This window comes from Algoriphagus aquaeductus (assembly GCF_003253485.1).
Lineage (GTDB): Bacteria > Bacteroidota > Bacteroidia > Cytophagales > Cyclobacteriaceae > Algoriphagus > Algoriphagus aquaeductus.
Map to the genome: position 1 here is coordinate 36,261 of NZ_QKTX01000002.1, position 11,773 is coordinate 48,033.

The window sequence follows — 11,773 nt, forward strand, 5'->3', positions numbered from 1 at the left end:
TTTCAAATATTCAAGCATTTCACTAAAAATTTTTTTGTGGAAAATTAAGCACATTTCACTGTAGTCGATATACAAAAAAGGACCTGGAAGTTTGAACAGTCATTTGTAATTCCAGATTTATCCTCGCTACTTTGATCCCTATTTCCTATCTACCTATGACCCCCATCCTTATCGGCAGCTTTGAAGATTTCGAAAAACACAATGGCCAAGAGCTTGGTTCCTCGCAATACTTTACCATCACCCAAAAGCAAATCAATCTTTTTGCAGATGCCACTTTTGACCATCAATGGATCCACACAGATCCGGAACGGGCTAAATTGGAAGGCGCCTTTGGAAATACCATTGCCCATGGCTACCTCACGCTGAGCATCGTGCCCCACCTTTGGGAGCAAATCGTGCAGGTGACCAATCTGAAGATGATGATCAACTACGGAATTGAAAATCTCCGGTTTGCACAGGCAGTGACCGTAGACAGTGAGGTCCGGCTAGTGGCCAAACTGAAAAATGTGGCCAACCTTCGTGGCACGGTAAAGGCAGAAGTTGAAGTCAAGCTGGAGATTAAAGATCAGAAAAAGCCGGCCTTTACCGGCGTATTGGTCTTCTTATATCACTTCCTTTGATCAGGAAGCCAACAAATCGTTGATTACAGTCGCGGCACAAGCACAGCCAAATGCGGCAGGAAGAAAAGACATGGTGCCGTAGGCAGACTTTTTGAAGTTCCGGCCGTCTGTCAACATCAGGCTTTCTTTGATGACCTCTTCAGTTGAAAAAACTGCCTTGAATCCACCATAAATGGCTTTTTTCTTGAGTCTCTTCCGCAGCATTTTGGCCAGTTTGCACTGATAAGTCTCCCCAAAATCAACGACGCGGATTTGAGTCGGATCTACTTTCCCTCCAGCCCCCATGGAACTGACAAGTTTGAACCCCCGCTTTTTGGCTCCCTCGATCAGATGCATTTTCGGTGTGAAACTGTCAATACAATCCACCACATAGTCAAACTCACTCGTTTCCAGGAGCTCGGTCATCTGGTGGGGATTGAGAAATTGACGGAGGGCATGAAGCTTCAATCCGGGATTGATCGCCATCAGGCGCTGCTCCATCCATTCGGCTTTGGATTGACCCACATTGAGTTGGGTGGCAGGAAGCTGTCGGTTGACATTGGAGATATCCACCGTGTCTCCATCGATGATGGTCATCTGCCCTACTCCGGACCGGGCAATAAACTCTGCCGCAAATGATCCCACTCCCCCCAATCCTACCACAAGGACATGTTTTTGGGCTAATTTTTCCAATCCTTCCCTCCCAACGATCAGTTCTGTACGGCTAAGCCAAGCAAATTCACTCATTGATTTTACGTTTCGAAATTCGGTTCCAATTGGTCAAAGTCAACTTTGCCACTTCCTCCACAGGAAGGCGCAAAATTAGGGATGCCGCCCGATAAACCGAACTGATTTCCAATCCTGAGTCATCCGTCTCCAAAAAAATCCGATCCGAAGGACATTCTTCCAGCCATTGGGATGCATTGCTTTCAGGCTTCAAAATATGCTTTCCGAAGGAAAAATAAACCGGATATTCTAAAAGCTGCCTTCCCAAATCAGGCTTCAGGTTCCATCCATGCCAGATGATCTGGGGCAGCGGTTTAGTGGATTTCAGATAGGCTAACAGCAGATCATGCCCCCTGACACAATGGAGGATGAGGGGAATGTCCAATGCTTTCGCCAGCTGTGCCTGAGCAGAAAACGCCTCCTTTTGCATCGATAACTCCGGGCCTTTTAGCCGGTCAAACCCCGACTCCCCAACCGCCAAAAGCCGATTTTGGGATAAAGCCAATTGTTCAAGATGTCCAAAATCCTCCTTCCAGGCATTGCTCAAAAACCAAGGATGAAGGCCTGCCGAAAAGAATCCCTTAAGGGGAATTTGATTCAAAGAGGCGTTGAAAATCGCTCCGGAAGAATCGGCTTGATGAGTATGAAAATCCCAATAGGACATAGGACAAACTTCCGTTTTTTACAAGAAAAGAAAAAACGCACGCGAAAAACGAGGTGGCTTGGGGTGGCCTTTCCCTTTGCTATTGCTTCTTTCGGAAAAGAATATTTGCCGCCCCTTGTTTGAGTGTCACTTGTTCTTGGTCGGGATCAAATACGAATACCGCCCGCACCGCTTTCAATTCAAACGTATGCTCCGCTGTCGCATCCAATACTGTCTGTGGCTGACCGGTCAACTGGATAGCTACTTTTCCTTCCTTATTTTCTACAGTGAGTTGAAGAGGAATCTGAGTTGAGGTGTAGGTTCCGGTATATTTTTGCATCAATTCTTCAGAGATCGCCCGTTCTCTGAGATCCGGAAATTCCCATTCTTTTTCAAACTGAGCACTCAGCGCAGCGATCAGGATCTCATTGTTGTCATAGTTCATGCCGTTGCTTAGGACAGTTAGGGTAACATTTTCCTCCGGGAAATGACCTAAAAATGCCCTAAATCCATCAATCCCCCCAGTATGCCCGAAACTTTTTCGCTCATAGAAGGGAATCATAAACATTCCTCTCCCAAATCCATCTTTCATTTCCATCATTTGTGCCAAGCTCCCTGTAGAAATAAGCTTTCCTTCAAATAGACCTGAAGCGAACTTACTCAGATCACTCACATTGGAAGTCAATGCTCCGGCTCCCAATGGAATAGAAGGATGAGCCTCCAAGTCCTCTTGCCAGTTTCCGTTATAGAGGTACGACTTGGCTTCCCCCTTCCCTACTTCAATTGGACCAAAAACATAGGTTTCCTTCATTCCCAAGGGATTCAGAATTTGAGAGCGTAGGAGATCCTCATAGGGCCTTTTATAGATCTTTTCCAAAATAAAGGTGAGTAGAATATAATTGCTGTTGCTGTAATCAGCTTTAGTACCTGGCTCAAATACACTTCCTCCTTCCAGCATCATAGCCAAAAGCTGCTCCTCTGTGTGCGGATTGGTTCTATAAAAATTGTAATCGAGTCGATTGGTAATGTTGAATATCCCGCTTCGGTGTTGCAGAAGCTGACTGATGCTGATCTTTTCTGAATTTTTTATTTGGGGATAAAAATCAGCAAGTGATTGGTCCAAACTCAGTCTACCTTGCTCAATTGCCTGGAAAACCAACACAGAAGTAAACATTTTGGTCACCGAACCAATCCGTAGTTTGGATTCCAATTCCAGTGGCTTTTGTGTATCCAGATCTGCCCAGCCTACGGCCTTCTGAAAAACCGGTTGCCCATGCTCAGCGATCAAAACTGTCCCCATAAACTTATCCTTGGCAGCCAATGAGTCCAAAAACTGACTTAAATGGACATACTTGGGACTCTGGGCCTGTGCACATGGGGTAAAAACCACAGCTATCAAGCAGAAGAAAAAGAATCTATTGAGCATTTTCCGGGATATATATCTGTGTAAAATGGAAAAACCTGTCAGGTTTTTGAGAACCTAACAGGTTTATTTTTTCAAAAAACCTCTCTGAAAATCGGAAGGTTCTTTATTTAATCCAAGCGATTTCTTTCATCCGTACTTCCTGAGTTGGATTTAACCCGGAAGCTTTCACCTTTGGCAAAGTTATATCTCAGGGTAAATCTCACCCCTTGGTTGCTTCGATACTGTCTGAATCCGGTATCGATATCGGCAAAGTCAATTTTAGCCCGAATGACCTGAGTACGGAACAAATCGGTACCGTTGACAGAAAGTGAAAGCTTGTCTTTCATAAGAGATTTGGTGACGCCTGCATCCACCCAGCCAAATCCTTTGATCTGACCTTGACCCCAGATTTGGGGGCTGAGATACATCCCCACGACCTCCATTTTGAAGCCCTTTGGCAAGGTAAAGTTTTGTTGAGTACGCATCATGTAGGAGATTTGGTCTACGTCCAGAAAATCCTGGCCAATTTGAGTTTTGAACTGATTGTAATTGGCCTGCACCATGTTCGAAGTATTCCACCATTTCTTGATTTCGAAGGGAAGAATCGCCCGGAAGTTTGCGTTTTTGGTTCGGTCAAAATTCTCGGTAAAGGTGGTGGTAGTACGTTCCTCCTGGTTTTGCTCAAATACCTGCATAAAAGCGTCTTCTGTCACACTGTATCCAAGGGTAAACTGATAAGCACCTTTGACCACATGATTCATTTCAAAGTTGGTGGAATACTGCGGAGTCAAATGCGGATTGCCTTGCTCTGATGTCAATGGATCGATGTAGTAGATAAATGGATTGAGCAATCGGTAGTTTGGACGTGTGATTCTGCGATTGGCATTGTAGACGACCTGGTAGTTTTTGCTCACTTTGTGCTGGATAAATACACTCGGGAACAGGTTGAAATATTCCTGTGTATTTACCTGATTCAGCGTGACGGAATTACCGATGATGTCAGAATATTCCCCTCTCAACCCCGCCTGATAACTCAGTTTAGGATTGAAATTCCCCTTCAACGTCACATAAGCTGCCAACACATTTTCATTGTAGATAAATCGGTTGGAGTTTGGATCCAACTCAAATGGCCCTTCTTCCTGTGCACGGCTGAGATTGAGGTCATTGTCAGATTTCACCCAGCTTCCTTTCAATCCGGTTTCAAGGACTTTACCTCCTTTGAGGGGCTTGACCAAGTCGACCTTGGAAGTGAAAATGGTATAATACATGTCATTCAAAGTTCTCAGACGGTCTCTGGTGCCACTGGACTGATGAGCACCTGTCCAGTAACGATTATCCAACAGGGCCGAGCTTTCGGTATCCATGATGGTAAAGTCCAAGTCAGCAGACAACTTGGTGCCTAAGGTATCCAGCTTAGCATCATAGTGAAGGTTAGTAAACAGGCGGTTTCGCTTCCCATCTGATTCATTGAGTGATTCAATAAAGTTGTTTTCGGCTTGGCCGGGATTGGTAATTACCGTTCCGGAGGTATTGTTATTTACGTCTGATGAGGAAGATGCCTGAACGTTCAAACCCAAATTTTGATCCTTCCCGATTTCATAGTTTGCCGACCCGTTGAAAGAAGGCGTTTTGTAACGGGAAGTGATTCGTGAGTCTTGCTTGAAGCTGGAAACTCCTTGGTCAAGGGTGAAGTTCCTGTTGATTTCCAGGTCATTATATACAGCAAATTCATTGTAGTTAAAGGTTCCATTGGTCGAAAGCTTCCCCTTTTTCACATTCAGAGTCGCTCCTGCATTGGGGGCAAACTGTCCGTTGTATTGTCCGCCTACCTGAATATTTCCGAATACTCCGTCTACGGTATTCTTTTTCAACTGAATATTGATCACCCCTGCAGCACCTTCGGCGTCAAATCTTGCCGATGGGTTATTGATCACTTCAATGCTTTTGATATTATCAGCCGGCATCGACCGAAGAAAATTGGCCAAATCGGTAGAGCTCATATAGGTAGGCCGATCGTTAATCATCACGGTGGCGCCTGTACGTCCGTTCAGGTTGATATTCCCCTCCGAATCCACAAAGATACCCGGAGATCTTCCGATGACATCCAGGGCATTCGCGCCTTCGGCCATCACGGTTCCTTCTACGTTGACAATCGTCTTATCCGCTTCGATGATGATTTCTGGACGGGAGGCTTTCACGGTGACTTCATCCAGTCCGGTCATTTCATCCTGGATGGATAGGTCGCCAAAGTTTTTTTCAAGTCCAGGAGCAAGGTCAAATGGCTCTGAGGTGAATGTTTTATATCCGATGGAAGACACCACCAAGTTGACCTTTGCGGTTTTGGTGGATTCGATCAAGAAAATCCCGTTTTCGTCAGAAACAGCCCCATCGATCAAACCCCCGTCTACCGAGATCAGGGCGACATTGGCGTAAGGTATGGGCTGTCCTTTTTGGTCAGCTACTTTCCCGGAGATTTTTGCTATTTCTTTGGGAGAAGCAGCCAGAGAGCTGATGCCTAAGAGATAGGTCAAAAGGGTTAGAAAAATAAAGTTGGCAGTTTTCATTTTTTAATGATTTGATTTTTCAATCTCCCATGAATTCCTGCAGTTTTTCTTATGTCACCGGGGAGGTGTCTGTATCTTGCTAAAATCACGGGTAGGTTGGTTTAGTTAAATTGTCCGTGCCACTCTATAGGAAAATGAAGTGCCAATGAAAAAAAACGGCCTAAAATCGCCAAAATAGAGGATTCGCATCTGCCAACGCCAATTCATTGTATCAATACCGTACAGTATATTATTCGGTATAGGACAAAAAAATCCCGGACTGTCAGGCCCGGGATTAGAATCAATTTGTGATCTTGGATTTACTTCGCAGCTGCATACCGCTTGCTGACCTCATCCCAATTGATCACATTCCAGAAAGCAGAGATGTAATCCGGTCTGCGGTTTTGATAGTGGAGGTAGTAGGCATGTTCCCATACGTCCAATCCAAGAATTGGTGTTCCAGGGCAATCCGAAACATCCATTAATGGGTTGTCCTGATTGGGAGAAGAGCAAACACAAAGTTCTTTTTTGGTGTCTACGCAAAGCCAAGCCCAACCTGAACCGAATCGGGTAGCTGCTGCTTTGTTGAATGTTTCTTTGAACGCATCAAATGATCCAAATTTTGCATCTATTGCCGCGGCTAGCTCTCCGGTAGGAGCGCCTCCCCCATTAGGAGAAAGAATTTGCCAGAAAAGTGAATGATTCCAGTGACCTCCGCCATTGTTTCTCACTGCAGTATTGGATCCTGCCACTTTCATCAGTTCCTCAAGAGTTTTGCCTTCCAGGTCCGTGCCTGCAATAGCATTGTTGAGGTTGGTTACGTAGGCATTGTGGTGCTTGCCATGGTGGATTTCCATGGTTCTGGCATCAATGTGAGGCTCCAATGCATCAAAAGCATAAGGAAGTGAAGGGAGTTGAAAAGCCATATGTATCGGGTTTTAGTTAAACATGAAGTTAAAATCGTGTCTTTAAACTACGCCTACTCAACCAGACTTTCCAAAAAAAGGTTCTAAACCTTCAAAAAAGACTTATTCCCTGAGCTTTTTAAAAAATTCAAGAACCAGATCTTCCGACTGTTTTTCCATCAATCCGGATGAGACTTTGGTTTTGGGATGAAGCATGTGGGGATTGCATTGATGGAAGCCCCGCTTGGGATCTGATGCGCCATAGTGAACTTCACAGATCTGTGACCAGTATAGAGCTCCTGCACACATCGGACAGGGCTCAAGAGTCACATAGAGCTTACAATCCACCAAGTATTTGGCGCCTAGGTAATTCTCGGCGGCTGTAATCGCCAGGATCTCTGCATGGGCAGTGACATCATTTAGTTTTTCCGTCTGATTGTAAGCCCTGGCGATGATTCTGTTTTTGGATACAATGACAGCACCCACGGGTATTTCTCCTTCCTCAAAGGCGATTTTGGCCTGTTTCAAGGCCTCATTCATGAAATACTCGTGGGTGAAAATGTCCAAGAAATAAAAGCTTTATTGAAAGAACGCAAAGATCTCCTCACGCACTCCCTTATTGATAATAATGGCGAGTATAAGGGAAACAATCAATCCTATCAAGGCTTTAAATACATCTTTTCTTGCCAATCTGAATGCCCGCACCAACCATGCATTGCGTTTTTTAGCTTTCCCGTGCTTACCTATTGCAATGGCCAATTCACGGCCTGCCAATAAACCGATAAACACCCAAGTCGTACTCATCGGTACTTTGGAGTGAATTTTGAAGTAGAACAAAATCACCGCATAGACCAAATCCACAATAGTCGCAGCCCTCACGTCGGTCACATTGGACTTCTCGTTGACGATCTGTTGGATTTTGTCTCCTTTGAGATAAAAAAGGAAACCCAATCCCAAGAATACAAATCCCGCATAGACCGAAAATTCTACACCATCAAGCTGCCGCGGAAGGAAGACGGCGATATTGGCTGCATCCTGCATGATCCAAACTGCCCATAGTACACCGGAAGTAATCCATTGAAGAAATATCCAATAAGGTCTCGGCTGTCCCTTAAGGTAATTTTTGACAAATCGCTCCAGAATAAACCAAACAATGATGGCCAGTACGAATGCCAAAACATATCCCACGAAGCTTTTGAACATCACATCCAGGATGGTTCCAGCCTTGTAGGTAAATACATTGAGTAACAAAAAGGTGGTAGACACCGGCATTCGCATGCGAGTCAAGACCAGCAAAACAATTGGCGCAGCCAGCTGCAGGAAGACGAAGCTTTCGGGAGCTTTTTCCAATCCTGGAACACTCAATCGCTCATAGCTCACATCGCCTCCAAAGGTATACCAGCTGTAGGTCACCGTCCCCACCCAAATCACACCCATAAACAGCCAAAGTAACCACCAAGGTCGGGTGCTGTTGGAAGCGATAAAGGTACCGATGGTCTGAATACTGTCATTGGCAATGGCGGAATAGGCAGCTAACGCAAACCCAAACCACATCGCAGCATAGGTGTAAGGGGTGATCAACCCTGCCACTGAAATCAGGATACAGATGGTAATGAGAAAGGGTCTTTCACTTTTGGTAAAATCAAACAGGGAGTAGGTCTTTTTGGAGAGTTTTTCCTGATTGATATTCTGGTCAATTGGCTTTTTCTTGGCCATAGTGTTGGTGTGGGTGGGAAATCGTGGACAAAATTAATTAAGATATTCCGCAACGTATGTTAACAAATTGTTAACTAAGAACAAAACCTTCTTTTGAAAGCCTGATTTGACTTGCTTTTCGCAAAAAAATTTCAACTTTTGCCCTAAACTCTTATTAAAATTTTGAATCGGGAATGCTCCCTTTCCAAAATCCACTATCCGCTAATCATAGAAATACCCCCATGGAGAGTTTGGAAGAGCAAAAACCGTCTTCTTTTGGCAAATATCTGAAATATGTGCAGGTCTTTTTAGCCTTGCTTCTTTTCATTTTTGCCATAGATCTCCTCACGGTGGCCATGGGCAGTATCAATAGTGGAGCAGCACTTGAGATCCTGCAAGCCACCAAAAACCCCTTTATCAGCCTATTCATAGGACTATTGGTGACTGCATTGATTCAAAGCAGTTCTACTGTGACCGCCAGCGTGGTCGCCATTGTGGCTTCAGGCAATCTTACGCTTCAGCAGGCGGTTCCCATTGTCTTGGGAGCCAATATCGGAACTACGCTCACTTCGACCCTAGTCTCGCTGTCGTATATCATGAACAAGAAGGAGTTTCGAAGAGCGCTTTCTGCCGGGATTTCACACGATGTATTCAATATCCTATCGGTAATTATTCTTTTCCCAATGGAGCTCTATTTTGGGTTTCTTTCCGGATTAGCTGAAAAAATTGCCGGCCTTTTTGCCTCGGACAATGCATTTGAAGGCCCCTTAGTCTACAACCGGATATTTACCCGGACTGCCACCGACTGGATAGTAGATCAGATCAATATCCCTTTTTTGACCATGATCCTATCCGTATTTTTGGTTTTTCTGGCCATCAAAGTCCTTTCTACAGCCATGTATAAGTCTTTTGTCAAAGACTCTTTTGAGGATATCAACAAACTGATTTTTCGAAAGACTGGATTGGCATTTTTCTATGGGATCTTCTTTACCGCAGCAGTACAGTCAAGCACAGTGACCACTTCCTTGGTCGTACCACTGGTTGCCAATAAAAAAGTAACGCTGGCCAAAGCTTTCCCATTTATCATTGGAGCAAATATCGGAACTACCATCACCGCGGTAATTGCCTCGATTTACAAGTCTGAGGCTGCCATCGCCTTGGCCATTGTGCACATTTTGTTCAACAGCATTGGTGCCCTGATTTTTTTGCCCTTTCCTGAAATCAGAAAAATACCGGTTCTGATCGCCAACTACATGGGCAAAACCTCTCTTCAAAACAGGGTATTTGGATTTGCCTACATCCTGTTGACCTTCTTCATTATCCCGTTTCTGTTGATCTACCTCTCCAAAGACTAGGATTGGGTTTTTCTCCAGGCGTCCATCAAGGCTTTGGCCGAACTGGTCCCAATCCGATCGGCCCCAGCCCGGATCAATTCCTGGGCAAAATCTAAAGTTTTGATCCCTCCACTGGCTTTAATGCCAACTGCCGAAGGTAAGACCTCTCGCATCAGGACTATATCCTGCACCTTGGCCCCTGTTGGGGCATAGCCGGTGGAAGTCTTGACAAAGTCCGCTCCTGCTTCCTGACAGATCATACACGCTTCTCTGATTTGCTCAGTACTCAGATAGGCGGTTTCGATAATGACTTTTAGAATCCGCTCTTCTTCATGACAGATCTTTGCAATCTGGACAATTTCGATTTTTGGCCAGTTCATTCCCGAGTGAAATGCGGTCTGTGACCAGACTAAGTCCAATTCATCAGCTCCGTTTCTGATGGCCTCACGGGTTTCGGCAACTTTGGTCGCAGTATCCTCAAAACCGAAAGGAAAGCCAATAACGGTGACCACCTGAACATTTTCTTCTTTCAGGTCTCTTTTGACCTTTTTTACCCAAAATGAAGGGACACAGACACCGACAAACTGCTCCTCGATCGCGTCTCTGACCAACACATCCAATTCCCGGTCAGTCATGGTGGGTTTAAGAAGTGTAGATTCCAAAAATCGGTTGAAATTATTCATGGGAATTGGGAATATCGGTTTGGTTTACAAAATCGGTTAGATACATGTATTCTAAAGTCAAATCTCCATCTCTGGCTATGGTGGCTCTTTCCAAAATCGGGGAGTACTCCTCCAAAAGCGCAGGAATGACCCATTCGCTGAGTTGACGACCAAACTCTGCACTCGACTCCCGCGGCAGCTCACAGGGCAAATTATCAATCGCCATTACCGAAATACTGGTTTGCTTGCCAAATGCCGGGAGCTCTTCGCCCGAGTCCCGATCCACATCATAGACCGGATCCTGAATCGTGGAAGCCCGAAAGGTAGTCGGAATAGACCCGTCCACATCACAGGTGACATCTGCGATCACTGAGAGGGAAAAATCCGGCGAACTGATCTCCTTTAATTCAAATAGTCTGGGGGCTCCGGGATTCCAATAGGCTGAGGCAATGAGTATCTCCCCCGCCTCGGCAAATTTGGAAAAATGGCTTTCGTACCGTTCCGGAAACGAATAAAACTCTTCCCTGTCGTATCCACCGTCTGACTTTCGCCGATTGTAATCTGAGGAACTCAGCACCACATACACCGGCTCTTCAAAATAAAAATGAAGAAATTCCTGTGTATCTACCTGCTTGATTTTCAAAATACCAAGAACCTCAGCGACCCCTTTGCCCACCCTTCCGGATCCTGTGACTACAATCTTCACAGGAGGAAGGGAAACTTTTGACAACTCAGATTTTAAGTCCTGGAGATCATGGCACTCGGCCGCACGCCTGAGATCATAAAGTCCAGTTTTCTTCCCATAGGTCCAGAAAGCATTGTAGGCCCCTACGATTCCCGCCCAGCGCCCAAAGGCCACCACACGCTCTCCGGATTCATTTTTTAAGACTTCATAATCCAGTAATCGGATATTTTTTTGAAGAATATTCTTGAGGAGCGCTCTGTTTTTTGCTTGCTTTTTGATGGTATGGGAAAAAAAGAAATAGGTCTTGTCAGGAATCAACTGGTCCACCGGCACTTCTTTGACGCCAAACAAAATGTCCGCTCTGGAAATATCGGTGACCACCTCGATACCGGCGTCCAGATATTCCTGATCGGTGTAAGACCGGATCGGACTTGATTCCACCAAAAACGTCAACTGATCGCCATATTTTTCAGAAAGTTCCCTCAATTGAGCGGGAATAAAGGGAGTGCGCTTGTCGGGTGGAATTTTTCCTTCGCGAATGATGCCAATCTTCATAAAAATCTAAAGTCCTGGGTT

Annotated in this window: 11 protein-coding genes; 2 read left to right on the forward strand and 9 right to left on the reverse strand. The window is 45.1% G+C overall.

Translation table 11 applies throughout. From position 1 onward, the window contains the following. Positions 1–155: 155 nt before the first annotated feature. Entirely contained in the window at positions 156–620 is a 465-nt protein-coding gene (locus tag CLV31_RS02465) for a MaoC family dehydratase (RefSeq protein WP_111391302.1), read from the forward strand. Here the strand turns inward: CLV31_RS02465 and CLV31_RS02470 are convergent, their stop codons facing one another. From CLV31_RS02470 to CLV31_RS02500, 7 genes are all read right to left on the reverse strand, one after another. Beyond that, positions 621–1,346: a tRNA threonylcarbamoyladenosine dehydratase gene (locus tag CLV31_RS02470; protein ID WP_111391303.1), complete on the reverse strand. Its 726-nt coding sequence runs from the start codon at positions 1,344–1,346 to the stop codon at positions 621–623. It lies immediately after the preceding gene. After that, positions 1,339–1,989: a TatD family hydrolase gene (locus CLV31_RS02475; RefSeq protein ID WP_111391304.1), complete on the reverse strand. Its 651-nt coding sequence runs from the start codon at positions 1,987–1,989 to the stop codon at positions 1,339–1,341. Before CLV31_RS02475 ends, CLV31_RS02470 begins: the two co-directional genes overlap by 8 nt. A gap of 79 nt (positions 1,990–2,068) precedes the next feature. Continuing rightward, positions 2,069–3,394 (reverse strand): serine hydrolase domain-containing protein, encoded by a 1,326-nt coding sequence (locus CLV31_RS02480; RefSeq protein WP_111391305.1) that lies wholly within the window; start codon positions 3,392–3,394, stop codon positions 2,069–2,071. A 107-nt stretch (positions 3,395–3,501) separates the two neighbouring features. Continuing rightward, a complete protein-coding gene (locus CLV31_RS02485; RefSeq protein WP_111391306.1) occupies positions 3,502–5,937 on the reverse strand; it encodes an outer membrane beta-barrel protein in 2,436 nt (811 codons plus the stop codon). Between the two features lie 299 nt (positions 5,938–6,236). Next, positions 6,237–6,842 (reverse strand): superoxide dismutase, encoded by a 606-nt coding sequence (locus tag CLV31_RS02490; RefSeq protein WP_111391307.1) that lies wholly within the window; start codon positions 6,840–6,842, stop codon positions 6,237–6,239. A 102-nt stretch (positions 6,843–6,944) separates the two neighbouring features. Beyond that, positions 6,945–7,388 (reverse strand): nucleoside deaminase, encoded by a 444-nt coding sequence (locus CLV31_RS02495; protein ID WP_111391308.1) that lies wholly within the window; start codon positions 7,386–7,388, stop codon positions 6,945–6,947. A gap of 12 nt (positions 7,389–7,400) precedes the next feature. Then, positions 7,401–8,537 carry a hypothetical protein gene (locus tag CLV31_RS02500; RefSeq protein WP_111391309.1) on the reverse strand — a complete coding sequence of 379 codons (1,137 nt, stop codon included), beginning with the start codon at positions 8,535–8,537 and terminating at the stop codon, positions 7,401–7,403. Between the two features lie 173 nt (positions 8,538–8,710). Here CLV31_RS02500 and CLV31_RS02505 point away from each other — a divergent pair, with 173 nt between their 5' ends. After that, on the forward strand, positions 8,711–9,871 hold the full coding sequence (locus CLV31_RS02505; protein WP_245943303.1) for a Na/Pi symporter: 1,161 nt from the start codon (positions 8,711–8,713) through the stop codon (positions 9,869–9,871). Here CLV31_RS02505 and deoC read toward each other — a convergent pair. Both deoC and CLV31_RS02515 read right to left on the reverse strand, forming a co-directional pair. Beyond that, a complete protein-coding gene (deoC, locus tag CLV31_RS02510) occupies positions 9,868–10,533 on the reverse strand; it encodes a deoxyribose-phosphate aldolase (RefSeq protein ID WP_111391310.1) in 666 nt (221 codons plus the stop codon). The genes CLV31_RS02505 and deoC overlap by 4 nt on opposite strands. Beyond that, positions 10,526–11,752: an NAD(P)-dependent oxidoreductase gene (locus CLV31_RS02515; protein ID WP_111391311.1), complete on the reverse strand. Its 1,227-nt coding sequence runs from the start codon at positions 11,750–11,752 to the stop codon at positions 10,526–10,528. The genes deoC and CLV31_RS02515 overlap by 8 nt, the downstream gene beginning before the upstream one ends. Between the last annotated feature and the right edge of the window lie 21 nt (positions 11,753–11,773).